Origin of the sequence: Bradyrhizobium genosp. SA-3 (genome assembly GCF_004212635.1) — a bacterium.
In the GTDB taxonomy this organism is placed as follows: Bacteria; Pseudomonadota; Alphaproteobacteria; order Rhizobiales; family Xanthobacteraceae; genus Bradyrhizobium.
On record NZ_PSRT01000027.1, the window covers coordinates 1 to 24,949 of the forward strand.

Annotated in this window: 27 protein-coding genes; 16 read left to right on the top strand and 11 right to left on the bottom strand. The window is 63.5% G+C overall.

The window, feature by feature from the left end:
- Nucleotides 1–2: 2 nt before the first annotated feature.
- The 3 genes from CWO91_RS11570 to CWO91_RS44210 all read left to right on the top strand — a co-directional run bounded on the left by CWO91_RS11570 (nt 3) and on the right by CWO91_RS44210 (nt 2,290).
- Entirely contained in the window at nt 3–470 is a 468-nt protein-coding gene (locus CWO91_RS11570) for a DUF2059 domain-containing protein (RefSeq protein ID WP_165405366.1), read from the top strand.
- Between the two features lie 46 nt (nt 471–516).
- Nucleotides 517–1,905 (top strand): glutathione-disulfide reductase, encoded by a 1,389-nt coding sequence (gene gor / locus CWO91_RS11575; protein ID WP_130213568.1) that lies wholly within the window; start codon nt 517–519, stop codon nt 1,903–1,905.
- 223 nt (nt 1,906–2,128) lie between these two features.
- Entirely contained in the window at nt 2,129–2,290 is a 162-nt protein-coding gene (locus CWO91_RS44210; RefSeq protein ID WP_245471219.1) for a hypothetical protein, read from the top strand.
- An 18-nt stretch (nt 2,291–2,308) separates the two neighbouring features.
- Here CWO91_RS44210 and CWO91_RS11585 read toward each other — a convergent pair whose 3' ends face one another.
- From CWO91_RS11585 to CWO91_RS11595, 3 genes are all read right to left on the bottom strand, one after another.
- A complete protein-coding gene (locus CWO91_RS11585) occupies nt 2,309–2,494 on the bottom strand; it encodes a hypothetical protein (RefSeq protein ID WP_130213569.1) in 186 nt (61 codons plus the stop codon).
- 103 nt (nt 2,495–2,597) lie between these two features.
- Nucleotides 2,598–3,194, bottom strand: coding sequence for a redoxin domain-containing protein (locus CWO91_RS11590; RefSeq protein ID WP_130213570.1), 597 nt, complete (start codon nt 3,192–3,194; stop codon nt 2,598–2,600).
- A gap of 36 nt (nt 3,195–3,230) precedes the next feature.
- The gene (locus tag CWO91_RS11595; protein WP_130213571.1) at nt 3,231–4,979 is read right to left on the bottom strand and encodes an MOSC and FAD-binding oxidoreductase domain-containing protein; all 1,749 of its coding nucleotides are present in this window, start codon (nt 4,977–4,979) and stop codon (nt 3,231–3,233) included.
- A 177-nt stretch (nt 4,980–5,156) separates the two neighbouring features.
- Here CWO91_RS11595 and CWO91_RS11600 point away from each other — a divergent pair, with 177 nt between their 5' ends.
- The 6 genes from CWO91_RS11600 to CWO91_RS11625 all read left to right on the top strand — a co-directional run bounded on the left by CWO91_RS11600 (nt 5,157) and on the right by CWO91_RS11625 (nt 8,637).
- On the top strand, nt 5,157–5,537 hold the full coding sequence (locus CWO91_RS11600) for a nuclear transport factor 2 family protein (RefSeq protein ID WP_130213572.1): 381 nt from the start codon (nt 5,157–5,159) through the stop codon (nt 5,535–5,537).
- Between the two features lie 553 nt (nt 5,538–6,090).
- Entirely contained in the window at nt 6,091–6,552 is a 462-nt protein-coding gene (locus CWO91_RS11605; RefSeq protein ID WP_130213573.1) for a TerB family tellurite resistance protein, read from the top strand.
- Between the two features lie 2 nt (nt 6,553–6,554).
- The gene (locus tag CWO91_RS11610) at nt 6,555–6,917 is read left to right on the top strand and encodes a hypothetical protein (RefSeq protein WP_165405367.1); all 363 of its coding nucleotides are present in this window, start codon (nt 6,555–6,557) and stop codon (nt 6,915–6,917) included.
- On the top strand, nt 6,914–7,552 hold the full coding sequence (locus tag CWO91_RS11615) for a TerC family protein (protein WP_130213575.1): 639 nt from the start codon (nt 6,914–6,916) through the stop codon (nt 7,550–7,552). Before CWO91_RS11610 ends, CWO91_RS11615 begins: the two co-directional genes overlap by 4 nt.
- 32 nt (nt 7,553–7,584) lie before the next feature.
- Nucleotides 7,585–8,169 carry a TIGR00645 family protein gene (locus tag CWO91_RS11620; RefSeq protein ID WP_091888732.1) on the top strand — a complete coding sequence of 195 codons (585 nt, stop codon included), beginning with the start codon at nt 7,585–7,587 and terminating at the stop codon, nt 8,167–8,169.
- A 204-nt stretch (nt 8,170–8,373) separates the two neighbouring features.
- Nucleotides 8,374–8,637, top strand: coding sequence for a hypothetical protein (locus CWO91_RS11625; protein WP_128938541.1), 264 nt, complete (start codon nt 8,374–8,376; stop codon nt 8,635–8,637).
- Nucleotides 8,638–8,639: 2 nt separating this feature from the next.
- On the opposite strand, the gene CWO91_RS11630 is transcribed toward CWO91_RS11625, so the two are convergent.
- Nucleotides 8,640–9,536 carry an alpha/beta hydrolase family protein gene (locus CWO91_RS11630; RefSeq protein WP_130213576.1) on the bottom strand — a complete coding sequence of 299 codons (897 nt, stop codon included), beginning with the start codon at nt 9,534–9,536 and terminating at the stop codon, nt 8,640–8,642.
- 192 nt (nt 9,537–9,728) lie between these two features.
- Between CWO91_RS11630 and CWO91_RS11635 the strand changes: the two genes are divergently transcribed.
- Genes CWO91_RS11635 through CWO91_RS11645 form a run of 3 tightly spaced genes read left to right on the top strand, consistent with a single transcriptional unit; the run spans nt 9,729 to nt 13,256 of the window.
- Entirely contained in the window at nt 9,729–11,117 is a 1,389-nt protein-coding gene (locus tag CWO91_RS11635) for a class II 3-deoxy-7-phosphoheptulonate synthase (RefSeq protein ID WP_130213577.1), read from the top strand.
- A gap of 4 nt (nt 11,118–11,121) precedes the next feature.
- Nucleotides 11,122–11,475: a diacylglycerol kinase gene (locus CWO91_RS11640; protein ID WP_130213578.1), complete on the top strand. Its 354-nt coding sequence runs from the start codon at nt 11,122–11,124 to the stop codon at nt 11,473–11,475.
- Nucleotides 11,476–11,498: 23 nt separating this feature from the next.
- Entirely contained in the window at nt 11,499–13,256 is a 1,758-nt protein-coding gene (locus CWO91_RS11645) for an NAD+ synthase (RefSeq protein WP_130213579.1), read from the top strand.
- A gap of 53 nt (nt 13,257–13,309) precedes the next feature.
- Here CWO91_RS11645 and CWO91_RS11650 read toward each other — a convergent pair whose 3' ends face one another.
- The 5 genes from CWO91_RS11650 to CWO91_RS11670 all read right to left on the bottom strand — a co-directional run bounded on the left by CWO91_RS11650 (nt 13,310) and on the right by CWO91_RS11670 (nt 17,840).
- Nucleotides 13,310–13,702 (bottom strand): cytochrome C oxidase subunit IV family protein, encoded by a 393-nt coding sequence (locus tag CWO91_RS11650; RefSeq protein WP_165405368.1) that lies wholly within the window; start codon nt 13,700–13,702, stop codon nt 13,310–13,312.
- A gap of 9 nt (nt 13,703–13,711) precedes the next feature.
- Nucleotides 13,712–14,434, bottom strand: a complete 723-nt coding sequence (locus CWO91_RS11655; RefSeq protein ID WP_130213580.1) for a heme-copper oxidase subunit III family protein — start codon at nt 14,432–14,434, stop codon at nt 13,712–13,714.
- A 14-nt stretch (nt 14,435–14,448) separates the two neighbouring features.
- Nucleotides 14,449–15,153, bottom strand: a complete 705-nt coding sequence (locus CWO91_RS11660) for a cytochrome c oxidase subunit 3 (RefSeq protein WP_130213581.1) — start codon at nt 15,151–15,153, stop codon at nt 14,449–14,451.
- A complete protein-coding gene (locus CWO91_RS11665) occupies nt 15,150–16,928 on the bottom strand; it encodes a cbb3-type cytochrome c oxidase subunit I (RefSeq protein WP_130213582.1) in 1,779 nt (592 codons plus the stop codon). Before CWO91_RS11665 ends, CWO91_RS11660 begins: the two co-directional genes overlap by 4 nt.
- A 78-nt stretch (nt 16,929–17,006) precedes the next feature.
- On the bottom strand, nt 17,007–17,840 hold the full coding sequence (locus tag CWO91_RS11670) for a cytochrome c oxidase subunit II (protein WP_130213583.1): 834 nt from the start codon (nt 17,838–17,840) through the stop codon (nt 17,007–17,009).
- 549 nt (nt 17,841–18,389) lie between these two features.
- Between CWO91_RS11670 and CWO91_RS11675 the strand changes: the two genes are divergently transcribed.
- The gene (locus tag CWO91_RS11675; RefSeq protein WP_130213584.1) at nt 18,390–19,292 is read left to right on the top strand and encodes a DUF2189 domain-containing protein; all 903 of its coding nucleotides are present in this window, start codon (nt 18,390–18,392) and stop codon (nt 19,290–19,292) included.
- Nucleotides 19,293–19,384: 92 nt separating this feature from the next.
- On the opposite strand, the gene CWO91_RS11680 is transcribed toward CWO91_RS11675, so the two are convergent.
- Nucleotides 19,385–20,575 carry a DUF2865 domain-containing protein gene (locus CWO91_RS11680; protein ID WP_130213585.1) on the bottom strand — a complete coding sequence of 397 codons (1,191 nt, stop codon included), beginning with the start codon at nt 20,573–20,575 and terminating at the stop codon, nt 19,385–19,387.
- A gap of 143 nt (nt 20,576–20,718) precedes the next feature.
- The gene (locus CWO91_RS11685) at nt 20,719–21,024 is read right to left on the bottom strand and encodes a hypothetical protein (protein WP_130213586.1); all 306 of its coding nucleotides are present in this window, start codon (nt 21,022–21,024) and stop codon (nt 20,719–20,721) included.
- 287 nt (nt 21,025–21,311) lie between these two features.
- Here CWO91_RS11685 and cysS point away from each other — a divergent pair, with 287 nt between their 5' ends.
- The 3 genes from cysS (at nt 21,312) to cimA (ending at nt 24,896) form a co-directional block, all read left to right on the top strand.
- A complete protein-coding gene (gene cysS / locus CWO91_RS11690) occupies nt 21,312–22,694 on the top strand; it encodes a cysteine--tRNA ligase (RefSeq protein ID WP_130213587.1) in 1,383 nt (460 codons plus the stop codon).
- Nucleotides 22,695–22,809: 115 nt separating this feature from the next.
- On the top strand, nt 22,810–23,301 hold the full coding sequence (locus CWO91_RS11695; RefSeq protein ID WP_165405369.1) for a GNAT family N-acetyltransferase: 492 nt from the start codon (nt 22,810–22,812) through the stop codon (nt 23,299–23,301).
- A complete protein-coding gene (cimA, locus tag CWO91_RS11700; RefSeq protein ID WP_130213589.1) occupies nt 23,298–24,896 on the top strand; it encodes a citramalate synthase in 1,599 nt (532 codons plus the stop codon). Before CWO91_RS11695 ends, cimA begins: the two co-directional genes overlap by 4 nt.
- Nucleotides 24,897–24,949 lie beyond the last annotated feature (53 nt).

Genomic DNA, 24,949 nt, shown 5'->3' on the forward strand with positions numbered 1-24,949 from the left:
CTGTGGCCCAGCAGGGCGCGCCCAAGGCCGCGGCGCCGGCCCAGCCGAAGGCCTCGCCGGCGGCGATTGCCGCGGCCAGGGAGATTTTGCAGATCAAGAACGCGACCGCGATGTATCAAGGCGCCGTGCCCGGCCTCGTCGAGAAGACCAAGATCGCGCTGACGCAGCAGAACCTCAACTACCAGAAGGACCTCAACGAGGTCGCGCCGATTGTGGCCCAGCAGCTCGCTGGCCGCCAGAACGAGATCGGCGAAGGCATGGCGCAGATCTATGCCAGCGAGTTCACCGAGCAGGAGCTGAAGGACCTCGTCACCTTCTACAAGTCGCCGCTGGGCAAGAAGCTGATCGAGGCTGAGCCGCGCGCCATCGGCCTCAGCATGGCCTTCATGAACTCCTGGGCCCAGAACTTCTCCGAAACCGTGATGGGAGCCTTCCGCGCCGAGATGCGCAAGCGTGGCAAGGAGATCTGATCGATACTATCTGATCAGAGATCGCTGAAAGGGGTCGGAGTGGACAATGGCTGAATTCGACGTCGACCTCTTCGTCATCGGTGGCGGCTCGGGCGGCGTGCGGGCCGCCCGCATCGCAGCCGGCCATGGTGCCCGCGTGACGATCGCGGAAGAGTACCGCATGGGCGGCACTTGCGTGATCCGCGGCTGCGTGCCGAAGAAGCTGCTCGTGATCGGCTCGCATGTCCGTCACGAGCTCGAGGACGCCGCCGGCTTCGGCTGGACCGTCCCGCCCGCCAGCTTCGACTGGCCAACCCTGATCGCCAACAAGGACAAGGAGATCGCGCGGCTGGAGGCGGCCTACACTGCGAACGTCGAGAAGTCGGGCGCGCAGATCGTCAAGAGCCGCGCGGCGATCGAGGACGCGCACACCGTCCGCGTGCTCGAGAACGACAGAAAGATCACGGCGAAATACATCCTGATCGCCACCGGCGGCGCACCGAACCACGGCGCGGCAATTCCCGGCATCGAGCACGTGATCTCCTCCAACGAGGCGTTCCATCTTGCGAGGCTGCCGAAGCGGATCGTGATCCAGGGCGGCGGCTACATCGCGCTCGAATTCGCCGGCATCTTCGCCGGCTTCGGCTCCGACGTCACCGTGATCTATCGCGGCGACAACATCCTTCGCGGTTTTGACGAGGATGTTCGGACCCATGTTCGTGCCGAGATGGAGAAGCAGGGCATCACCATTCTCACCGGCTGCACCGTGACCAAGGTCGACCGCCACGGCGAGGAATTCACCACCCATCTGTCGAACGGATCGAGCCTCGCCTCCGAGCAGGTGATGTTCGCGATCGGCCGCCATCCCAACGTCGCCAATCTCGGGCTGGAGAATGCCGGCGTCGCCATCAATCCGAGGAATGGCGGCATCGCGGTCGATCATTTCTCGAAGAGCTCGGTCGACAGCATCTATGCGATCGGCGACGTCACCCACCGCTTCAACCTGACGCCGGTCGCGATCCGCGAGGGCCATGCCTTCGCCGACACCGTGTTCGGCAAGCGCGAGGTGAGGGTCGATCACGCCAACATTCCGACCGCAGTGTTCTCGCAGCCGGAGGTCGGCACCGTCGGTCTCACCGAAACCGAGGCGCGGGCGCAGTACAGCCACGTCGACATCTACAAGACGACGTTCCGCCCCATCAAGGCGACGATGTCGGGCCGCGACACGCGCGTGCTGATGAAGCTCGTCGTCGACGGGGCCACCGACCGCGTGCTGGGCTGCCACATCGTCGGCGATGCCGCCGCCGAGATCACCCAGGCGGTCGCGATCGCCGTGAAGATGAAGGCGACCAAGGCCGATTTCGACTCCGCGATCGCGCTGCATCCGACCGCGGCCGAAGAGCTCGTCACCATGCGCACGCCGACCGCACGCCACGTGCGCCAGGCGGCGGAGTAGCCTTTCGCCTGTGAGGCCTTGACGTTTTGAGGGCTTGACGGTTTGTTCATGTTTTGTTCTTATGCTGCAACCGTGATGGAGGCAGCGATGGACAACCGCATCAACGAAATCCGCAGAACCATTCGAGCGCTTCGTGTCAGCATGCTCGAGGCCGAAGCCATTATGCGACCGGGACGAGGACTGTAGCTTCGTCGCGCAGGAAATCCTCAAGATGCGTTCGGTCATGAGCCTGCTCGTCAGGGAGCGTACAACGCTCGGCGATGACGAGCCGATCCTCGTCAACTGCCTCTACGTGCGGCGGCGCCGGCCGCCCCGAAAGTCATCGGCTGATCGTCTCGCGGAGTCCGGCAATATGCCGCCGCAACGCGCGGCGGCGGGGATCTGACCGGAGCAGGACAACCGGTCATTCGAACGACTGACGGGCAGCGCGTTCAGGCTTGCCGGACGGGCTGTCAGCCCACTTCGCCATGTCCATCGTTCGCACGTCGATGCCTTCGCACCAGAGGCAGCTGAGCTCCGCGCGGCCCTTTGCCGAAAGCATCGGGACAAGTCCATGGCCGCAGCCGGAGCAAGACGTGATGCGATTCATACGGTTCTCCACGATGCCCGAATTCGGGACGACATTTCGTTGCCGAAGCTTGCGCGGGCGTTATGACGGAGCAGGAATGCTTCCGATCGGAGCACTCGTGCCCCTAATCCTGGTCGCCAAGAGTCTCGGCATAAGCCTTGCCGTAGGGATAAAAATGCTCCTTGCGGCCCTGGTCCCAGAGCGCCTTGAGTCCGGGCGCCGTGATGTCCCAGTCCGGACGGCACTTCATGGTGACGGCTCGCAGGTCATGGCGCAGCTCTTCGATCGTCGGACGGCCGAAGAACCAATAGCCATTGTAGATCTTGTGAACGATGAGGCGCGGCTCCAGCACGATGACATGCGGGATCATCGGATTGTGGAGGGGATCGGTATATTCGGCGATGTCGAGATCCTTCTGAACGATCCGCCGTGAATCCGACAGGAAGGGCCAGTGTGCGCCCACACCGCTGCGATATTCACTGGTCTGGATGATGTTGTCGGTGGTGATTGTGACCATTCGGCAATAGCCCACCTCCATCTCCCGATGGAGTTGCAGGAGGCCCTCGGCCTGGCGCCGATCTTTTGGACAGAACCCGCCGCGGCCGAGGACGACGATCATGGGATCGCCCCCCTGCAACTCGGAGAGCTTGCGGTGCTTTCCGGTGTGGTCGCTGAGTTCGTAATCCGGAAAGGTTGCTCCCGGTACCATGTCAGTTCGCATCAAGCTCTCCCATGTCTGGCAAATGTGCCGACGAGTTCACAGATCGATCACGATGTCGGTTTGCGGGCGCGCACAGCAGATCAGGACATTGCCGTTCGCCGGCGAGTCGAGCGGATCCGGTGCGTAGCTGACCTCTCCGGCGACGAGTCCGCTCTCGCAGTTGTGGCAAACTCCCGTCCGGCAAGACCAGCGCACGGGGACGTCGCACGCTTCGGCCAGTTCGAGCAGGCTGGCATAAGCCGGTCCCCAGCAGACGTTGAGTCCGCTGCGGGCGAATGACACCGTCGGACCAGGTCCAGGTGCTCCGGCCGGCATGTGTGCTGCCACCTTCGGCGCAGCTGCAATGCCGGGTGTCAGCGAGGGCTTGCTGCCGAACAGTTCGGTGTGGATGCGACCCGGGGCGACGCCTATCGCAGCGAGTCCGGCGGTCAGATCGATCATGAAAAGAGCCGGGCCGCAGAGATAGAAGTCGCCGTCACGCGGCACGTCGAGTTGTTCGAGCAGGCGTTGATCCAGATGTCCGGCGCTGTCGAAGTCTGTACCAAGACGATCGCCCGGATCGGGGGCGCTGAAGCAGACATGGCTGTGATGGTGCGCGAGCCCGGCCAAAAGCTCGCGCGCTTCAGCGGCGAACGGATATTCACGGCCGTTGCGGGTGCCGTGCAGCCACCAGACATCTTGCTTCGCTCCTTGCGCGGCCAGCGCGTGCAGCATCGCGAGCACCGGCGTCACGCCGATGCCGGCGCTAAGCAGGACGATGGGCCGTGCATCCGGCCGTAGCGTGAAATTGCCGCGTGGCGCACCTAGCTGCACGACCTCGCCGGTGTGAAGCTCATCGGCGACATAGCGGCTCGCTGCGCCATGCGCTTCTCGTTTGATGCTGATGCGATAGGACGCGGAATCGGCGGGGCCGGAGAGCGAATAGCTGCGCGCCATCGCGGATGGTCCAAGTCGCACGATGACGAACTGACCGGGCAGGGGCATGGCAGCGGGCTGCCCATCCGTGGGTTCGAGGATGAGCGACGTCACATTGCTGCTTTCGGCGATCTTGCGCACAACGCGAAACGGCCGGAAGCCACGCCAGGCCGGAGGTGGGCTCGCGGCCGGACCGAGCCCGGCGTTTCCTGCCGTATTGTTCGTGCTTTGCTGTTCGAGCAGAGCTTCGAAGGAATGACGCCAGCCGCGGCTCAGCGCCGGAATTTTCAACGCCCGCTCCAGCCGATCGCGCGGATGAGGGGGCAGATAGAGCAGCGCATTGATCTCGGAAACGCTCATGCTTTCAGGGCCGCTTTCGACCTGCGTGATCTCGTCGCCGGCCTCGACTTGGCCTTCCTCGATCACACGAAAATAGAAACCGGGACGGCCATGTTTGACGAGCAGCGCGGCCATATCCGGTTCCTCCATGCGAATGCCGAGCCGATAACAGGTGACGCGTGGCTGCGTCACCTCGAACAGGGCCGAGCCGATCCTGTAGCGGTCGCCGATGCCGACCTCGGTGTCGGCGAGGTCGTCAACGGTGAAATTCTCGCCGAATTGCCCGGGGACAAAATTCGATCGACCGAGATGTTCCTGCCAGTACCGATAGGACTCGTCCTGGTAGACGTACACGGCGCGGTGTTCGCCGCCGTGGCCCGCCGTGTCGCCCTGGCCGTCACCGTCAATGTTGAGCCGGCGCACCATGCGCGGGCCTTTGACGGGAGCCTTCCAGATGCCGGTATGAACGGTCCTGCCTTGCCAGGCGACGACACGCGGCAAGCCAACATTGACGGAGAGTAGATGGGCCATGGATGTTCCCCGGCGTGACTGGCCGTCCCGCGGAGGTCCGGGAGCGCCGTATCGTCAATCTGCATCCTGGTTGGGTCATTGGCCCGTTAGTAGTTGTTAGACGTTGCGAGCAAGCCTTGCCACGGCTGTCCGCACACCCAACGTCAAGGCAACAAACCGCAAAGGCGGGAGGTCGAGATGAACGATCAAGCTACGCTGGCGGCGCTCCAGCGTCATTGGGATGCATCGGACGCGAACGATTTCGAGACCGAGCATGATATCTACCGCGAGGATGCCGTGCTCGACTATCCGCAGTCCGGCGAGCGCATCCGCGGTCGCAGGAACATTCAGGAAAGCCGCTTCGTGCAGCCGAACAAGAAGTGCTTCACAGTTCGGCGGATCGTTGGCGGCGGCGATCTCTGGGTGAGCGAGTTCGTGCTGACCTACGATCGCGTGCCATCCTACGTCGTGAGCATCATGGAATTCCGCGATGGCCTGGTGGCGCACGAAACACAGTATTTTGGTGACAGGTTCGAGCCGTCGCCGTCGCGTGCGCATCTTGTCGAGCGGGTGGGGTGAGTTGTGCTTGCTCACACTCCGTCATTGCGAGCGGGCGAAGCAATCCAGAGTCTTTCCGCGGTGGCAGTCTGGATTGCTTCGCTGCGCTCGCAATTGTCGAGGTTGAAGCAGTTGGGCCAATACTCTCCGTCGTCCCGGCACTCTCCGTCGTCCCGGCGAAGGCCGGGATCCATACTCCCAGGGAGCAATTTGGCGATGATTGTTCGTTCCGCACTCCTGCCAACCGAGATCGATAGATTCCGCGGTATGGGTCCCGGCCTTCGCCGGGACGACGCCGAGGACTTGCTGCACATCGCATCCTGGAACCCGATGCGGCGGCTGGTCGCAGTCGTTTCGCCTTGATTCCGACAGGTCCGTCTTTATTTCTTGCGTGAACAAGAATCCGGGCCCCTCTGGCGAGGACGCCGACGATGTCGGCAAACCTCGTGATGTCGGATGACCTGTCCCGCGCGAATGCGATGGATCGGCCGATCGTCGGGCCTTCTTCGGTTCTCTCCGACCAGTCGCTCCATCGCAGCTCCGTGCGGCCATTTCGCAAGATCGAGGAGCAACGATGTCTGACGCCAAGCATTCAAATCCGAACGAGATCGAGATCGCGGATCCGTCCAGCCTGAATGAGCAGGCTGCGGCGGCGCTGGTCATTGCCGGCGCGCTGGTCGCCGTGGCCGACCGGCGCGTTTCGCCGGTCGAGCGCGACGAAGTGATCCGCTTCATCCGGGATCGCGGATTGGCGCCTCATATCGACGACGAAAGGCTGCTTGCGATGTTCGACGCACTCGCCGAACGACTCGAGGAGCCGGATTTTGCCAACGTCGTGATCGAGACGCTGCGGCCGGTCTCGGATATGCCGCTCTCGTCTCATCTGATGGAGTTGTCGGAGCGCGTCGCGGCCGCCGACGAGGACGTTCATCCCCATGAGGTCCAGGCGATCAAGCTGTTGCGCCTGCTGACGCTGGCGCTGCCGCGTGCAAAGCGGGTCGCACCGGCCGCGGCCCGCGCCGCCGCCAAGGAATGAGCATGACCACTGCCTCGGACCAACGTACGACGGGAGCCGAGGGTGCTGCCAGCCAGATGGCCGGCGGCGACCCGCGCCTCGACAAACTCGTCAATTGCCTGCCGCCGCGCATGGGCGACACCGTCACCTATCTGCTCAAGCCGTCGAGCCGCTGGGTCAGGATCCCCTCGGGCGCGCTGCTCGTCGTCGGCGGCGTGTTCTCGTTCCTGCCGATACTGGGTGTCTGGATGCTGCCACTCGGCCTCGCGCTGCTTGCGGAGGACGTGCCCGCGTTGCGCTCCTCACGTTCGAAGGTCCTGGACTGGGTCGAGCGGAAGAAGCCGCAATGGCTCGATCCGTCCGCATCGAAACATGATCGATCATGACTGAACTCATCACCACCGAGGCGCTGGCCGCGCTGCTCCAGGTCATCCTGATCGACCTCGTGCTGGCCGGCGACAACGCCGTCGTCATCGGCCTTGCCGCCGCGGGGCTGCCGGCCGAGCAGCGCCGGCGCGCCATCGTCGTCGGCATCGTCGCCGCTACTGCGCTGCGCATCGCCTTCGCCGGCGTTGCGACCCAGCTGCTGCAAGTGATCGGCCTCCTGCTCGCCGGCGGCGTGCTGCTGCTGTGGGTCTGCTGGAAGATGTGGCGCGAGCTGCGCGAGCGGGCCGCGCATTCGCATCAGCTTGCATTCAGCCATGGCGGCGGCGCGAGCGACGCACCTGTGCCGCATAAGACTTTCGGGCAGGCGGCCTTGCAAATCGTCGCCGCCGACGTCTCGATGTCGCTCGACAACGTGCTCGCGGTCGCGGGCGCCGCGCGCGAGCATCCCTACATCCTTGCGTTCGGCCTGCTATTGTCGGTGGCGATGATGGGCGTTGCCGCGGACCTGCTGGGCCGCGTGCTGCAGAAGCAGCGCTGGATCGCCTATGTCGGTCTCGCCATCATCGTTTACGTCGCCCTCGAGATGATCTATCGCGGCTCGCTCGAGCTCGCGCCTGTCATCGCGAGCCTCTGAGGCGCGTTTCCTGTCTCACTCCGGAGTGATCAATGACGTCTGAAACCAAAGCACTTTCGGCGCATTCCGCGCCAGCGCCGCAGATCGGTCCGTTTGCGCAGCTCATCTTTGGCTCGCGCTGGCTACAAGTGCCGCTCTATGTCGGCCTGATCATCGCGCAGGGCGTTTATGTGCTGCTGTTCCTGAAAGAGCTCTGGCACCTGGTCGCGCACTCGTTCGACGCCAGTGAGCAGCAGATCATGCTGGTCGTGCTCGGGCTGATCGACGTCGTCATGATCTCGAACCTGCTGGTGATGGTGATCGTCGGCGGCTACGAGACCTTCGTCTCCCGGCTGAACCTGACCGGTCATCCCGACGAGCCGGAATGGCTGAGCCACGTCAATGCCAGCGTGCTCAAGATCAAGCTGGCGATGGCGATCATCGGCATCTCCTCGATCTCGCTGCTCAGGACCTTCATCGAGGCGGGCAATCTCGGCACGACGCGCAGCAATTTCACCGAGAGCGGCGTGATGTGGCAGGTGCTGATCCATCTGACCTTCATCATTTCGGCAATCGGCATCGCCTGGGTCGACCGCCTCAGCGAGAGCGGCCATCGCAAGGAGGCACGCCACGGCTGATGAACTTGGCCGTCTGATACCTCCCGAGCGGCCAAGCCTGCAGCCCGCCTGATCGCGCGATCAGGCGGGCTCTCTTTTCCGGATCGATAAAATTGTCTGCAATTCGCACAGCAGCGGCAAACCCTGCGCACAAGAAACGTGCGGCCTTAAACCTTGACTTTGGAACCCGCGTGCATCCTCCCGGCAAAAGGGCAGGGCATCCGCATGTCTATTCTCAGGGAGATCGTCGCCGCGGTCGCAGGAGTGTACGCGCTCCTGTTCGTCTGCGACGCATTGTTCGGGGTCGGCGAGGCACGCTTCGACGACGCCTATTTCCGCGCCAGCTTCTACGCGCCGCGGCCGAAGGAATTTCGCTTTGCGAGCGATACGCCGCCGGCGGTGCGTGTCAGCGAGGCATTTGCGCAATTCGCGCCGGGCGAAGCCAGGCCGAACAGGCGTTACTCGTCGCTGACGACGATCATCCGCTGACGTCACTCTCCCTGGATCCATTCGGCGACGCCGCGCCACAGCGTATCGCGGTGATCGGGGCGGAAGAAGCCGAAATGGCCGATGGCCTTGGCGCCGACGTCGGACGGTTTGACCGTCAACACCTCCGGCTTGATCGCGGTGAACCCGCTCGTGAGCAACTCGACCGCGGGGCGCGTCGCCCAGGGATCGTCGGAGAAGCACAGTGCGCGCAATTCGCCCTTGAACCTGGCAAAGTTCTCCAGTGCCGGCAGCCGTGAATCGAAGAGATAGCGGGGGCTCGAGACCCACTGGGCCCATTGCAGGAAAACGCCCTTGGGCAAATCCTCGCCAATGCCGGCCCAGCCGGGCGCGTAGCCGAGCGCGTGGGCCAGCGGCACGCCGACAAAATTCATGAAGGCGAAGACGCGGTATTTCTCCGGCGAGGTCATCAGCCGCCAGGTCGCGGCCTGCGAGGCCACGAAGGCGGCGCGCGAAATCTCCATGTTGTTCGCGATCAGCCCGAGCGCCTGGCCGCCGAAGGAATGGCCGACATAGGCTAGCGGCAGGGTGTGGTAGCGCTCGCGCATCCAGCGCACCGCCGCGGTGACGTCGAGAGCGGCCCAGTCGGACATCGAGGCCTTGAAGCCGACCAGCGATTTCGGCCGGTTGTAGCCGACCATCGCCGGCAGCCGGGAATCGCCGATGCCGCGATAGTCGTAGGTCAGGACCGCGCAGCCGCGATGGGCGAGATAGCAGGCAAAGCCGCGATAAATTTTCCGCGGGACGGCGGTGGCGGAGTTGATCAGCACGGCATGGCGTTTGGCGCCGCGCGGCAGAAACAGGGTGCCGGTCAGTGCATGCCCGTCGGTCGCCGGGAAGCTGATCTCGTCGATGAAAACGTCGTCCGATGCCGCGTCCATGGGCAGAAGGTGTCCTGCCGGTTTCCTTACCAGTTTCCTTGCCGTTCCCAGCAAATGCGAATTTGGCTTTGCCCGCAAGGGTTTGCAATGCGGAATGGATTTACAACTGGCGGGGCAGGGCTAGCCTGTGTATAAGGCGGCCCTCGCAACCCACAGATCAGGTTGCACTTTTTGCTTCACGGAGAGATTGCGATGTCCGAGCGGTGGACGCCCGAGTCCTGGCGCAGCAAGCCGGTGCTACAGGTGCCCGATTATCCCGACGCCAAGGCTTTGGCCGACGTCGAGGCGCAGCTTGCGACCTTTCCGCCGCTGGTGTTCGCCGGCGAGGCGCGCAACCTGAAGAAGGCCTTAGCGCGGGTTGCGGCCGGCGAGGCCTTCCTACTCCAGGGCGGCGACTGCGCCGAGAGCTTTGCCGAGCATGGCGCCAACAACATCCGCGACTTCTTCCGCGTGCTGCTCCAGATGGCGGTGGTGCTCACTTACGCCGGCGCCGTTCCCGTGGTGAAAGTCGGCCGCATCGCCGGCCAGTTCGCAAAGCCGCGGTCGTCGCCGACCGAGAAGGTGAACGGCGTCGAGCTGCCGAGCTATCGCGGCGACATCGTCAACGACATCGCCTTCACCGAGGAAGCCCGCGTGCCGGATCCGCAGCGTCAGCTGATGGCCTATCGCCAGTCGGCCGCGACGCTGAACCTGCTCCGCGCCTTCGCCACCGGCGGCTATGCCAATCTCGGCAGCGTGCACCAATGGATGCTCGGCTTCCTGAAGGATAGCCCGCAGTCCCGCCGCTACAAGGAATTGGCCGACCGCATCTCGGATGCGCTGAATTTCATGCGCGCCTGCGGCCTCGACCTCGAGGCCCATCCCGAGCTGCGCGCCACTGACTTCTACACCAGCCACGAGGCGCTGCTGCTCGGCTACGAGCAGGCCTTGACCCGCGTCGATTCCACCACCGGCGACTGGTATGCGACCTCGGGCCACATGATCTGGATCGGCGACCGTACCCGCCAGCTCGATCACGGCCATATCGAATATTTCCGCGGCATCAAGAACCCGATCGGGCTCAAATGCGGCCCCTCGCTCAAGCCCGACGAATTGCTCAAGCTGATCGACGTGCTCAACCCCGACAACGAGCCCGGCCGGCTGACGCTGATCGGCCGCTTCGGGTCCGACAAGGTCGGCGAGCATCTGCCCAATATGATCCGCGCCGTGCAGCGCGAGGGCAGGGTGGTGGTCTGGTCGTGCGATCCCATGCACGGCAACACCATCACCTCGACGTCGGGCTATAAGACGCGCCCCTTCGACCGCATCCTGTCCGAGGTGAAATCGTTCTTCGCGATCCACGGCGCCGAAGGCACCCATGCCGGCGGCGTGCATCTGGAGATGACCGGCCAGGACGTCACCGAATGCCTCGGAGGCGCCCGCGCCATCACCGACGAGGATCTCAACGACCGCTACCACACGGTCTGCGATCCCCGCCTCAATGCCGAGCAATCCATCGACATGGCTTTCCTGATCGCCGAGCTGCTCAAGCAGGAACGCGCCGGCAAGGCCAAGCCGATGCCGGCCGCAGCGGGGCTCTAAGACCTTGCTGCGGATCTGGAAGGCCACGATCAATTCCCGGAACGGTCTGGCCTTTGCATTTCGATCGGAGCAGGCCGTCCGCGAGGAGATCTTTGCGCTCCTGCTGTCGCTGCCGCTGGCCTGGTTCATCGGCGCGACCGCGATGCGCGCGGTCGAGCTGGTCTGTGCGGTCGCGTTCGTGCTGGTGGTCGAGCTGCTCAACACCGCGATCGAAAAACTCGCCGACCGCCTCACCATGGACCACGACAAGCAGATCGGCCGGGTCAAGGACATGGGCTCGGCTGCGGTCGGCGTTGCGCTGCTGATGGCCGGCGCGTTCTGGATCTTTGCGCTCATCGAGCGATTGGGTTTCCTCTAACGAGGATCGAACAAGGGCGCACCATGACCGAACGTCTCAACGCATTCGCGGTCACGCTCGCCCAGCTCAATCCGACCGTGGGCGATATCGAGGGCAACGCCGCCAAGGCGCGCTCAGCGCGCGCGCGAGCCGCTGCCGATGGTGCCGATCTCGTGCTGTTTCCGGAATTGTTCATCGCCGGCTATCCGCCGGAGGACCTGGTGCAGAAGCCCGCGTTCCAGGCCGCCTGCCGCGCGGCGATCGAGGCGCTCGCGCGCGAGACGGCAGACGGTGGTCCGGCGATGCTGGTCGGCACGCCCTGGCTCGAGGAGGGCAGGCTTTACAATGCCTGTGCGCTGCTCGATGGCGGCCGCATCTCCGCGCTGCGCTTCAAGTGCAATCTGCCGAACTACGGCGTGTTCGACGAGAAGCGGCTGTTTTCGCAGGGCCCTGCCGCCGGCCCTGTGACCGTGCGCGGCGTGCGCATCGGCGTGCCGATCTGCGAGGACATCTGGCTGGAAGAGTCCGAGGACTACGAGAACGTGGTCGAGACGTTGGCCGAGACCGGCGCCGAGATCATCCTGGTGCCGAACGGCTCGCCTTACGCCCGCGACAAGAACGACGTTCGCCTGTCGGTCGCGGTGGCGCGGGTGACCGAGAGCGGGCTGCCGCTGGTCTATCTCAATCAGGTCTGCGGCCAGGACGAGCTCGTGTTCGACGGCGCCTCCTTCGTGCTCAACGGCGACCTCTCACTCGCGGCACAGTTGCCGGCGTTCGAAGAGAGCATCGTCACGCTGCGCTTCACCAGAAATGGTGACGACTGGCGTTGCACCGGTCCGATCGCCGAGCAACCCGAAGGTGACAAGGCCGATTACGCCGCCTGCGTGCTGGGCCTCCGCGATTACGTCGCCAAGAACGGCTTTCCGGGCGTGCTGCTCGGTATCTCCGGCGGCATCGATTCCGCGCTGTGTGCGGCGATCGCGGTCGATGCGCTCGGCGCCGATCAGGTGCATGGCGTGATGCTGCCTTATCGTTACACCGCATCACACTCGGTTGCGGATGCCGGCGAGCTCGCCGGCCATCTCGGCATCCGCTACGAGGTTTTGCCGATCGCGGAAGCCGTCAACGGGTTCGAGACCATCCTGTCCGGCATCTTCAAGAACCTGCCGCCTGACGTCACCGAGGAGAATCTCCAGGCCCGCACCCGCGGCACGCTCTTGATGGCGATCTCCAACAAGACCGGCTTGATGGTGGTGACAACAGGCAACAAGTCCGAAATGTCGGTCGGCTACGCCACGCTCTATGGCGACATGAACGGCGGCTTCAATCCGATCAAGGACATCTATAAGACGCAGGTGTTTCGCCTGGCGGCACTGCGCAATTCCTGGAAGCCGGAAGGCGCGCTCGGGCCGGCCGGCGAGGTCATTCCCCCCGATATCATCACGCGGCCGCCGACCGCGGAGTTGCGCGAGAACCAGCGTGATGAGGACTCGCTGCCGCCTTACGACGTGCTCGATGCCATCCTGGAACGTCTGGTCGAACGCGAGGAGCCGCTTGATCAAATCATCGCGGCCGGCTTCGAGCGTGAGACGGTCACCCGCATCGACCATCTCCTCAACGTCGCCGAATACAAGCGTCGCCAGGCTGCGCCCGGCGTGAAGGTGACACCTAAGAATTTCGGCCGCGACCGCCGCTATCCCATCACCAACCGTTTTCGTGACAAGGGCCAGCCGTTGCCGGCGGCGGATGAGGCGCTGGTGTCACGTGGGAGCAAGGCGTCGATCGACGCGTTTGAGGGGTGACTCTTCAAAGATGCCCGCCTCGGGCGGCATGACGGTGAGAACTCAGATTGCCGCTACGACGGGGTTGCGAAGAAGAGCATCCGAAGGAAGTGGGTGTATTCGGATTCGAGCACCATGATCGACACAAATACCAGTACCGCGACCGGCGGTAGCAGGATGGCATAGGCCAGGGCCAGTCGCTCCCAGGCCATGTGCATGAAGACGGCGACGATCAGCCCGGCCTTCAACACCATGAACAGCAGGATCAGCGACCACCTCAGATAGCCATGTAGGCCAAAGTAGTCGACGAGGTAGGAGCACGTGCTGAGGACGAACAACCAGCCCCAGACCACGAGGTAGAGTTTGATCGGGTGCTGTTGACCCTTGGCGTGAACGGCTGCCATTGCGACTGCGCCGTGCACCGGAGCGTGAAGCTGTCCTTCCATGTGTACCGTCACGTTTGTCATGCGCCGACCTCACCAAAGATAGAAGAATGCAAAGATGAAGACCCACACGAGATCGACGAAGTGCCAGTACAGGCCCGTGATCTCGACGATCTCGTAATACCCCTTGCGGCTCGTGAAGAAGCCGCGCCTCTCGACGTCGAAATCGCCGCGAAAGACCTTCCGCGCAATGGCGATCAGGAAGATCACGCCGATCGTCACATGGGTGCCGTGAAAGCCGGTGATCATGAAGAAGCTCGCGCCAAACTGCGGGGCACCCCATGGATTGCCCCAGGGCCGGACGCCCTCCATGATTAGCTTGGTCCATTCGAAGGCCTGCATTCCGACGAAGGTTGCGCCGAAGGCTGCCGTGGCCAGCATTAAGGCCGCGGTTCTGACGCGATCGCGACGGTAGCCGAAATTGACGGCCATCGCCATGGTGCCGCTGCTGCTGATCAGGATAAAGGTCATGATGGCGATCAGGATCAGCGGAATGTGCTTGCCGGCGATGTTGAGAGCGAAGACCTCGCTGGGATTGGGCCAGGGCACGGTCGTCGACATCCGCGCCGTCATGTAGGAGAGCAGGAAGCAGCTGAAGATGAAGGTGTCGCTGAGGAGGAAGATCCACATCATGGCCTTGCCCCAGGACACGTTCTTGAAGGCGCGCTGATCGGACGCCCAGTCGGCGGCGATGCCGCGCCAGCCTTCAAGCCGCGCAGGCGATTGGCCCGGATTTGTCAGTACGGTCCCAGCCATCTGGTCTCGCCTCCCTAGCTCAGCAATTGGCGGCAGATGTTGACGAAATCGTCGGTCCAGCCCGTGAGAAGACCGAGCAGGACAAGCCAGACCAGCAGCAGGAAGTGCCAGTAGATGGCGCACAGTTCCACGCTCAAGCGCATGTCGGCGATCTCGGCGCCGCGCCACATCTTGGCTGAGGTTCGGCCCAAGGCCACCAGGCCGCCCGTCAGATGCAGCCCGTGCACTGCGGTCAACAGGTAGAAGAAGGAATTCGCCGGATTGGACGCCACGAAATATCCGGCAGCCCCGAGCCGTTGCCAGGCCAGGAGCTGTCCGGCGAGGAAGATCACGGCAGATGCTCCGCCAGCGAGCAGGCCGATCATGACGCTTTCAGCATCGTGTCGGCGCGCGGCCACGTACGACCATTGCAGCGCAACGCTGCTCAGGACCAGGACGCCCGTGTTGACCCACAGCAGCCGCGGTACCGGCAGCGGCCGCCAGTCCACCACGCTCATGCGCATCGAGTAGGCGCTGATGAAGAGGACGAATAATGCGCTCGCGACAGCGAGAAACACGCCAAGTCCGACCTTCGCTGCCGGCCAGGTCATGGCATCGCCGCCCGGGAAGTCGCCGGCCGGGCCTTCCTCCAGCCATGGCTTGGCCGTCAGCCGCTGCTGCGACAGCCACCATCCGGCGATCACCGCAAGCACAGCCAGGAACAGGATGATGGCGCTCACGAAGCAGCTCCCTGAACGAGCTGCGTCGCGCGCGGTGGCTGGTTCTGCGGAATGAAGTCCTCCGCGGCACCGGGTACACTGTAGTCATAGGCCCAGCGGTACACGACCGGGAGCTCCTTGCCCCAGTTGCCGTGCCCTGGAGGCGTCTCCGGCGTCTGCCACTCCAGCGTCGTCGCCCGCCACGGGTTGCCGCCCGAGGCCTCACCTTTGAACAAGCTCCAGGCCAGATTGAACAGGAACACCATCTGGCTGAAGCCGACGGTCAAGGCCACCACGGAGATGAAGGCATTGAGCGAATGGGCCGAGGACGGGATGAAGGCCGCATCCCCGAGTTCGAAATACCGGCGCGGAACCCCGAGCAGTCCAAGATAGTGCATGGGGAAGAAGATCAGGTAGGCGCCGAGGAAGGTGACCCAGAAGTGAAACTTGCCGAGAGCCTCGTTCAGCATCCGCCCCGTGATCTTGGGGTACCAATGATAGATCGCGCCGAGCACGACCATGATCGGCGCCACGCCCATCACCATGTGGAAATGCGCGACCACGAACATGGTGTCGGAGAGGGGCACGTCCACGACGACGTTGCCGAGGAAGAGGCCGGTGAGCCCGCCGTTCACGAAGGTGATGATGAAGCCGAGGGCGAACAGCATCGGCACCGTCAGATGGATGTCGCCGCGCCACAGGGTCAGCACCCAGTTGTAGACCTTGATCGCGGTGGGGATTGCGATGATGAGCGTCGTGGTGGCGAAGAAGTACCCGAATTGCGGGAACATGCCGCTCACATACATGTGGTGCGCCCATACGATGAAGCTGAGCGCGCCGATGGCCACGATCGCCCAGACCATCATGCGGTAACCGAAGATGTTCTTGCGCGCATGCGTGCTGATCAGATCGGAGACGATGCCGAAGGCGGGCAGGGCGACGATGTAGACTTCGGGGTGGCCGAAGAACCAGAACAGGTGCTGGAAGAGCAGCGGGCTGCCGCCGCCATATTTCGACAGCGTGCCCATCTCGACGAGCGAAGGCATGAAGAAGCTGGTTCCGAGCAGACGGTCGAGCAGCAGCATGACCGAGGCAACGAACAGTGCAGGGAATGCCAAGAGCGCCATCACGGTCGCCGTGAAAATACCCCACACCGTCAGCGGCAAGCGCATCAACGTCATGCCGCGGGTGCGCGCCTGGAGCACCGTGACGACGTAATTCAGTCCGCCCATGGTGAAGCCGATGATGAACAGGATCAGGGACGACATCATGAGAATGATGCCCCAATCCTGCCCGGGCGTTCCGGAGAGGATTGCTTGCGGCGGGTACAGCGTCCAGCCGGCGCCGGTGGGGCCGCCGGGCACGAAGAATGTCGAGGCCAGCACCAGCACTGCGAGCAGGTAGACCCAGTAGCTCAGCATGTTCACATAGGGGAAGACCATGTCGCGGGCGCCGACCATCAGCGGGATCAGGTAGTTGCCGAAGCCGCCCAGGAACAACGCGGTGAGCAGATAGATCACCATGATCATGCCGTGCATGGTGATGAACTGGAGGTACTGGTTGGAATCGATGAAGGAGAAGGTGCCGGGGAATCCCAGTTGCAGCCGCATCAGCCACGACAGCACCAGGGCCACCAGCCCGATGGCCGTGGCCGTCAGCGAATACTGAATGGCGATCACCTTGGCGTCCTGCGAGAAGACATATCGCGTCCACCAGCTCCGCGGATGATAGAGCTCGACATCAGGTACTTCGGCAGGCGGAATGCCGGGGATCCCTTCATATGGAATATCGACCATAGAAACCTCCTCGGTCGTTTCCATCGGGGGTGAGGCGTTGGCCTCATGCACCCGATCTATCTTGGCGGCGGCAGCTTGCTACTTGCCCCCGGATTGGTACGTCGCCTTCACGACGGCTTTTGCCGGCGACAATTCTGCAAACGTTTTTTGTTGCTCCAGCCAAGCGTGATATTCACGCTCTTCGTCGATGATGACCTTGGTCCGCATCTGATAGTGAGCAGCGCCACAAAGCTCCGCACAGAGAACGTCGAACGTTCCGGTTCGGATCGGCGTTATCCAGAAATAGGTCACCATGCCGGGAACCATGTCCATCTTGGCCCGGAATTCGGGCACGTAGAAATCGTGCAGGACATCGACCGAGCGGAGGAGAACCTTGACCGGCTTTCCCACTTGAAGGTGCAGCTCGCCGCTCTCAATCACGACGTCGTCCTGCCCGTGTTGGTCGTCATGATTGAGTCCCATCGGATTGTCGGAGGCGATGTTGCGGACATCGGATGTGCCCAATTGGCCATCCTTGCCCGGAAGGCGGAAGCTCCATTGCCATTGCTGCCCCATCACCTCGACCTCGGTGGCATCCGCAGGCACCGTCACGAACTGGTGCCAGACCACGAGGCCAGGCGCCAGCATGGCCGCGACGCCGACGCCGGTCCCGACGCTCAGCCACCATTCGAGCCTTTTGTTTTCCGGATTGTAGTCAGCCCGTCTTCCCTCTTTGTGGTGAAAGCGGAAGACGCAGTAGGCCATGAAGGCGATGACCGCGACGAAAACAAAGCCCGTGATCCAGAACGTGATGTTGATGGTGTGGTCGATATAGGCCCAGTTCGTGGCGATCGGCGTCCACCACCACGGGCTGTAGAGGTGAAACAGCACCGAGCCGATCGCGACCAGAAGCAATATCAGTGCGACAGCCATTCTGATCCATCCTTGCCACTGAAGGCTACGGATACGAATCCAGGGCGAAGCTCATGTCTGTCGCGATGGCTGGCCTTTCTTGGTTGGCATTCATGCCATCGCCGGCCTCTTGCTTCGCCCATTCCACTGGTCGCGAAATCAAAGGAACGCTCGCGACCATCAATCTCATCGGAGCTAAGGGCGTCTGTGTCTAAAATGGTCCCAGCCTAATCCGGCGTCAATAGAGCATATCGGCGTGCCGACGGGGCGTGGGCGTTGCCGATCGTCCGGCAAGTCGACAAAGCATCAGGGCATCGGGGAGCGCTCAGCGTCCGGGGTGATGCAACGCACAAATCAGGTCACGCAATTCACCGAACCGTGAGTTCAGCCTTGCCGCGCGCGCGCTAAGCTTGCCAGACAGGTCGCGGCGGGTTCCGTCCGGCCAGGCTCGTTTGCTGAACCTGGGTTACCGTACTCGACCCATCGCGTTTCCTGCTCATCCGGCGGACACGCGTGGCTGGAAAGCGCGTGTTATCGAAACCGCGATTTTCAGCACGGGAGGGTCCGTTCATGGCCACTCTGTACTCCCACGACATCAGGCGGCACGTATTCGGCGAAGCGGCCTCCTATCCCATTCGCAAGATCAGCTTGTCCGACCTGTCCGAGGCCCTGCGCCTGGGTTGGGAGGATTTCCAGGCGATGCCGAGTCACGCGATCGTCGTGTGCGTGATTTATCCCGTTCTCGGTCTCGTCCTGTTCAGGATGGTGCTCGGCTATTCGGTGCTGCCGCTACTGTTTCCGCTGGCCGCCGGCTTTGCCTTGGTCGGGCCTTTTGCCGCGATCGGTCTCTACGAACTCAGCCGTCGTCGTGAGCGCGGTGAGGAGGTCGATGCATGGGATGCGATCAAGGTGCTGCGCGCACCGTCGTTCGGCGCCATGTTAGAACTCGGCGTGCTCCTGCTGGTCCTGTTCGGGGCCTGGATCGGGGTCGCGAACGCAATCTATGTCACGATCTTCGGTCACGCGGCGGCCGCAAGCATTCCCGACTTCGCAACGCGCGTGCTGACGACACCAGAAGGCTGGTCGCTCATCATCGTCGGTTGCGGTGTCGGCTTCCTGTTTGCGGTTGTGGCGCTGTGCGTCAGCGTCGTGTCATTTCCGTTGATGCTGGACCGGCATGCGACTGCGATCGACGCGATCCGCACGTCGCTCCGAGCGGTCGCGGCGAATCCGGTTGCGATGGCAGGATGGGGCCTCATCGTGGCGGCGCTGCTCGTGATCGGCTCGCTGCCGTTCTTCGTCGGTCTCGCTGTCGCTCTGCCGGTGCTCGGTCATGCCACCTGGCACCTCTATCGACGGGTGGTCGAGCCGAATCCGAACCCACCGGACGCACCGCCGCCGCCTCCGAAGGGAAAGCGCTACGCAGCAGACTTCCCGGCCAATCTCTTCCCGTGGAGCCGCGAGGGCGAGTAGTAGCGCGCGTTTGAGGGATAACCATGCCCCGCGAAGGCGGGGCATCCAGTACTCCGTGACGCCAGTCGTGCTGACAGTAAAAGCAGGGCTGCCTACTTCTGCTGCTGCGGCAGGAAGGTCGGGCCGACCGAGCGGATCGGCTTGTTCTCGGAGTTCGTAGTGGCGGCGGCATCCGCCGGCGGCGGCGCTGCCGGCGGGGTGGTGGCCGTCGTCGGCGCCGGAGCTGCGCCCTTCTTGGCATTGGCAGACGTGCCCTTGTTGAGCCGCTGCTGCTGCATCTTCCTGGCGCTCTCTTCGGTGACGATGATGTCGCCCTGCTGCTCGGCCGCCGCCTTGTCGTCGGCCGATTTCAGCGCATCCGCCCAGGTCTGGCCTGCGGCCTTGCAGGAACAGGACGGATTGAACTCGCTGCGGAATTTGAACGCGGTCGGCAGCGCCGTGTAGGGTTGGCCGCCGATCGAGACCGCCGAGTTCATGTCTTCGCCGGGATTGCGATGGGTGTAGAGCACGGCTTCCGCGGCCGGGCACAGCGCCTTGCAGGTCTTCTCGTCGTCGGGGAAGCGCGCCGGCACGGTCGCAAACGAGATCGGGAAATAGGCGCCGTCGCAGGTGCGGACGCACACGGTGCGGAATGTACCGGATTGCGGGCCGAGATCGGCGGGCGGCACGGCTTGCGGATTGTTGGCGCTGTTGCCGCCGAACAAATTGCTGAGGAAGTTGCCGCCGCCTTGTGATTGCGCGGCGTTGGCATATTGCGGGCCGCAATTGTTCTGCGCCAGCGCCGCCAGCACCGAGCGGCGCTGGTTGTCGCGCTCGGGGCTGAAGCCGCCGGGGCCGCCGCCGCGCAGCCGCTCGAGATTGCCGGTGATCTGGTCCAGATTGGCGCGCATCTGCTGGATCTGGGTATTGACCGGGCCGCATTGCGCCGACTGGCCGTTGAACAGCGAGAAGAAGCCGGAGGAATCGCAGCCCATGCGCTTGGCCTGCATGGTGACGCGGTCGAGCTCGGCCTGCTGACGGCTCTGGGAATCCTGGTAGCGGCGGATCTGTTCTTCGCGCGCGGGGTCACCGCCACCGCCGCGGTCGAGCGCGGCGAGCTGGCCTTCCAGTCGCACGCACATCGGATTAGGGCCGAGTCCGCCCTGGCCGGGCTGAGGCGGCGGTCCGGGTGGGCCGGCCTGCGCGAAAGCGCCGGTGGCGAGCACGACCGTGCTCAGGAGCACGGTGCAGGCAAGGAGGAAGCGGGCACGGGGCAGGGACAACAATTCAGGCATATCCGCCATTCTAGCGAGGTCACGGCCCAATGTGACTTTCCAAGTGACTTTGGAGGGCCGAAGCGCGCCTTCCCATAGCCGCTTCCTGCGGCATCGTCACGTCGTTTCAAGGGCCAAAGATTGGGCCTAAGGTCCGCCAGTTCCGAGCGAATTCAGCGCTGGCAGGTGATTGCGACATATTCGTCGCAACGGCCATGGGAGCAGTTTGCGCCGGATTTGGGGACGGAGCCGGTAATTTCGTCGGGATCGACCCGGCGATAGGCCGAGGCCTGGGCAAAATCCCGTGACTGGCAATAGGTGCGCGCGACGGAGGCGCCGCATTTGTCGCCCTTGGCCAGGCACTGGTCGACCCCGTAGCCGTCCGCCTGGTTGGCAATGATGAAGACGCGGGTCTCGGCGCAAGCGTTGGATGCCGCAAGGATGGAGGCGCCGAAAATGAGCGCGAGCAAGGATCGCATGAAAACACCGGGGCAAAAAAGAACCGCCAGTTCCAGAATGGGCTCAAATGGTTAAGGATCATGAACCATCAGTACGAGCGGGGCGCTTTGCGGAGATAAAACGGCGTTTTCGCGGCTCTCTTGACGGGGGGCCGCCTCATAGCCCATATGTGGCCGCATGAACGGTCTCCTCGCCATTTGCGCCATTTGCCGCGAGATTACGAGCTAGCGATTCGCTGGCTGGAGCCGTCTTTTCTCAAACACATTGAGAGCCCTGGACGCCCGGCCAACAGCCGACGGGTATCCATATGGAATTGCGCCTTTACGATACGCTGAGCCGGGAAAAGCGGACCTTCGTACCGCTCGATGCGAAGAATGTCCGCATGTATGTCTGCGGACCGACCGTCTATGACTTCGCCCATATCGGCAATGCACGGCCGGTGATCGTGTTCGACGTGCTGTTTCGGCTGCTGCGCCATCTCTATGGCGAGGCGCATGTCAAATATGTCCGCAACATCACCGACGTCGACGACAAGATCAACGACCGCGCCGCGCGGGATTTCCCCGGCCTGCCGCTGAACGAGGCCATTCGCAAGGTCACGGAAGAGACGGGCCGGCAGTTTCACGCCGACGTCGATGCGCTGGGCGCGCTGCGGCCGAGCGTCGAGCCGCGCGCGACCGAGCATATCGGCGAGATGCGCGAGATCATCGAGAAGCTCGTCGCCGGCGGCTTTGCCTATGTCGCCGAAGACCACGTGCTGTTCTCGCCCCAGGCGATGAACGCGGCCAATGCCGGCCTGCCGCGCTATGGCGCGCTGTCCAATCGCTCGCTGGACGAGATGGTCGCCGGTGCGCGTGTCGATGTCGCGCCCTACAAGAAGGGCAATACCGACTTCGTGCTGTGGAAGCCGTCCAAGCCCGGCGAGCCGTCATGGCCGTCGCCGGCCGGTATCGCTGCGCAGGGCCGGCCGGGCTGGCACGTCGAGTGCTCGGCCATGGCCTGGAAGCATCTCGGCGAGCATTTCGACATCCACGGCGGCGGAATCGATCTCGTGTTTCCGCATCACGAGAACGAGGTCGCGCAAACCTGCTGCGCCTTCCACCAGCAGCGTATGGCGAACTATTGGATGCACAACGGCTTCCTCCAGGTCGAGAGTGAGAAGATGTCGAAGAGCCTCGGCAACTTCATCACCATCCATGAGCTGCTGCAGGATTGGCCGGGCGAGGTGCTGCGTCTGAACATGCTGAAGACGCATTACCGCTCGCCGATCGACTGGACCATGAAGTCGCTGGAGGAGAGCGCCAAGACGCTCGATGACTGGTATCGCGTCGCGGCCGACGTCGAACTCGGCAGGCCGGCCGCGTCCGTGGTCGAGCCGCTGCTGGACGACCTCAACACGTCCCTTGCGATCGCGGCGCTGCACGGCTTGCGCGGCAGCGACGTGAACGCCTTGGCGGGATCGTTGCGGCTGCTCGGTTTCCTCTCAGAGAGCGCCGCGCAATGGGAAGGCCGCAAGCAGCAGGCGAGCGGCATCGATGCGAAAGAAGTCGAGCGCCTGATCGCGGAGCGAACGGCCGCCCGTAGCCGCAAGGACTTTGGGGAGTCCGATCGTATCCGCGATTTGCTCGTCGCGATGGGCGTTGCGATCAAGGACTCCAAGGAAGGGACGACTTGGGAGATTGCGCGATGAAGCGGCCCGACACGCCTTTCCCGCGGCACTGGCTCTATTACATCGTACTGAAGATCGCGCTGCTCGCGGGCGCCGTGGCGCTGGTGCTGAAACTCTATGGGATGTGGTGAAGACCATGGGACAGACTTTGCCAAAACCCGGCTTGCGGCCGTTCCTGCCTGATGACGTGCCGGTGCTCGCCGCGATCTTCACCGCCAGCATCGAGGAGCTGACCGGCGACGATTATAGCGAGGCGCAGCAGCAGGCCTGGATGGAGACGGCGGAAAGCGAAGAGTTCGGCAAGCGGCTCGCCGCCGACCTGACCCTGGTCGCGACGCTGGAAGGCTCGCCCATCGGTTTCGCCTCGCTGCGCGGCAACGATCACATCCGCATGCTCTATGTGCATCCGGGAGTGAGCGGGCAGGGCATCGCGACCATGCTGGTCGATGCGCTGGAAAAGCTTGCCGGCGGCCGGGGTGCGACGAGCCTCTCGGTCGACGCCAGCGACACCGCGCAGGGCTTCTTCGCCAAGCGCGGCTACACCGCCCAGCAGCGCAACAGCGTCACCATCAACGACGAGTGGCTTGCCAACACCACCATGAAGAAGACGCTCGGAGCGCCGCAATGAGCAAGGAGCGTCTCTATCTGTTCGACACCACGCTGCGCGACGGCGCGCAGACCAACGGTGTCGATTTCACGTTGGCCGACAAGCAGGTCATCGCGGCGATGCTCGATGATCTCGGCATCGACTATGTCGAGGGCGGCTATCCCGGCGCCAATCCGCTCGACAGTGAATTCTTTGCAACCAAGCCGAAGCTCGCCCATGCGCGCTTCACCGCCTTCGGCATGACGCGGCGAGCCGGGCGTTCGGTCTCCAACGATCCCGGCGTCGCCGGGCTGCTGGAAGCAAAGGCCGACGCGATCTGCTTCGTGGCGAAGTCATCGGCCTATCAGGTGCGCGTCGCGCTGGAGACGACGAAGGAGGAAAACCTCGCCTCGATCCGCGACAGCGTTGCGGCCGCGAAGGCTGCTGGACGTGAAGTGATGCTCGACTGCGAGCACTTTTTCGATGGCTACAAGGAAGACGCGGTATTTGCGCTCGCCTGCGCCAAGGCCGCCTATGAGGCCGGCGCGCGCTGGGTGGTGCTGTGCGACACCAATGGCGGCACCATGCCTGATGAGGTCGAGGCCATCGTCACCGAGGTGACGAAGCATATTCCCGGCGATCATGTCGGCATCCACGCCCATAACGACACCGAGCAGGCGGTGGCCAATTCGCTCGCCGCGGTGCGCGCTGGTGCGCGGCAGATCCAGGGCACGCTGAACGGTCTCGGCGAGCGCTGCGGCAACGCCAATCTCTGCTCGCTGATCCCGACCTTGAAGTTGAAGAAGCACTTTGCCGACGCCTTCGAGATCGGCGTCACGGTCGAGAAGCTGGCGACGCTGGTCAAGGTCTCGCGGACGCTCGACGACATGCTCAACCGCGTGCCGAACCGGCATGCGGCCTATGTCGGTGAAAGCGCCTTCGTCACCAAGACCGGCATCCATGCTTCCGCCGTGCTGAAGGATCCGCAGACCTACGAGCACGTCTTGCCGGAATTGGTCGGCAACCACCGCAAGGTGCTGGTCTCCGACCAGGCCGGACGCTCCAACGTCATCGCCGAGCTCGATCGCGCCGGTATCGCTTATGAAAAGAGCGATCCGAAGCTGACGCGCCTCGTCGAGGAATTGAAGGCACGCGAGGCGGCGGGCTACGCCTATGAATCCGCAAACGCCTCGTTCGAGCTCCTGGCGCGCCGGACGCTCGGCAAGGTGCCGCATTATTTCGAGGTCGAGCAGTTCGACGTCAACGTCGAGCAGCGTTACAATTCGCACGGCGAGCGCGTCACCGTCGCTTTGGCCGTGGTCAAGGTCGACGTCGCCGGCGAGCATCTGATCTCGGCCGCCGAAGGCAATGGTCCCGTCAACGCCCTCGACGTCGCCTTGCGAAAGGACCTCGGCAAGTACCAGAAGTACATCGATGGCTTGAAACTGATCGACTATCGTGTGCGTATCCTCAACGGCGGCACCGGCGCGGTCACACGCGTCTTGATCGAAAGCGAGGACGAGAACGGCGACAGCTGGACCACGGTCGGCGTGTCCCCGAACATCATCGACGCCTCGTTCCAGGCGCTGATGGATTCGGTGATCTACAAGCTCGTGAAGTCGGGCGCGCCGGCGTAAGCGACGGCGGCGCAACAGCGCCGTCATTGCGAGCCAACTGGTCCGCGCGAAGC

Coding starts and splice junctions, on each gene's coding strand:
- CWO91_RS11630 (WP_130213576.1), bottom strand. CDS start 9,536: ATGGACGCGGCATCGGACGACGTTTTCATCGACGAGATCAGCTTCCCG.
- CWO91_RS11605 (WP_130213573.1), top strand. CDS start 6,091: ATGTCTGACGCCAAGCATTCAAATCCGAACGAGATCGAGATCGCGGAT.
- CWO91_RS11670 (WP_130213583.1), bottom strand. CDS start 17,840: ATGGCTGTCGCACTGATATTGCTTCTGGTCGCGATCGGCTCGGTGCTG.
- CWO91_RS11620 (WP_091888732.1), top strand. CDS start 7,585: ATGACGTCTGAAACCAAAGCACTTTCGGCGCATTCCGCGCCAGCGCCG.
- CWO91_RS11645 (WP_130213579.1), top strand. CDS start 11,499: ATGACCGAACGTCTCAACGCATTCGCGGTCACGCTCGCCCAGCTCAAT.
- CWO91_RS11675 (WP_130213584.1), top strand. CDS start 18,390: ATGGCCACTCTGTACTCCCACGACATCAGGCGGCACGTATTCGGCGAA.
- CWO91_RS11665 (WP_130213582.1), bottom strand. CDS start 16,928: ATGGTCGATATTCCATATGAAGGGATCCCCGGCATTCCGCCTGCCGAA.
- CWO91_RS11585 (WP_130213569.1), bottom strand. CDS start 2,494: ATGAATCGCATCACGTCTTGCTCCGGCTGCGGCCATGGACTTGTCCCG.
- CWO91_RS11595 (WP_130213571.1), bottom strand. CDS start 4,979: ATGGCCCATCTACTCTCCGTCAATGTTGGCTTGCCGCGTGTCGTCGCC.
- gor (WP_130213568.1), top strand. CDS start 517: ATGGCTGAATTCGACGTCGACCTCTTCGTCATCGGTGGCGGCTCGGGC.
- CWO91_RS11695 (WP_165405369.1), top strand. CDS start 22,810: ATGGGACAGACTTTGCCAAAACCCGGCTTGCGGCCGTTCCTGCCTGAT.
- cimA (WP_130213589.1), top strand. CDS start 23,298: ATGAGCAAGGAGCGTCTCTATCTGTTCGACACCACGCTGCGCGACGGC.
- CWO91_RS11590 (WP_130213570.1), bottom strand. CDS start 3,194: ATGCGAACTGACATGGTACCGGGAGCAACCTTTCCGGATTACGAACTC.
- CWO91_RS11635 (WP_130213577.1), top strand. CDS start 9,729: ATGTCCGAGCGGTGGACGCCCGAGTCCTGGCGCAGCAAGCCGGTGCTA.
- CWO91_RS44210 (WP_245471219.1), top strand. CDS start 2,129: ATGAGCCTGCTCGTCAGGGAGCGTACAACGCTCGGCGATGACGAGCCG.
- CWO91_RS11655 (WP_130213580.1), bottom strand. CDS start 14,434: ATGGCTGGGACCGTACTGACAAATCCGGGCCAATCGCCTGCGCGGCTT.
- cysS (WP_130213587.1), top strand. CDS start 21,312: ATGGAATTGCGCCTTTACGATACGCTGAGCCGGGAAAAGCGGACCTTC.
- CWO91_RS11625 (WP_128938541.1), top strand. CDS start 8,374: ATGTCTATTCTCAGGGAGATCGTCGCCGCGGTCGCAGGAGTGTACGCG.
- CWO91_RS11610 (WP_165405367.1), top strand. CDS start 6,555: ATGACCACTGCCTCGGACCAACGTACGACGGGAGCCGAGGGTGCTGCC.
- CWO91_RS11615 (WP_130213575.1), top strand. CDS start 6,914: ATGACTGAACTCATCACCACCGAGGCGCTGGCCGCGCTGCTCCAGGTC.
- CWO91_RS11650 (WP_165405368.1), bottom strand. CDS start 13,702: ATGACAAACGTGACGGTACACATGGAAGGACAGCTTCACGCTCCGGTG.
- CWO91_RS11600 (WP_130213572.1), top strand. CDS start 5,157: ATGAACGATCAAGCTACGCTGGCGGCGCTCCAGCGTCATTGGGATGCA.
- CWO91_RS11685 (WP_130213586.1), bottom strand. CDS start 21,024: ATGCGATCCTTGCTCGCGCTCATTTTCGGCGCCTCCATCCTTGCGGCA.
- CWO91_RS11680 (WP_130213585.1), bottom strand. CDS start 20,575: ATGGCGGATATGCCTGAATTGTTGTCCCTGCCCCGTGCCCGCTTCCTC.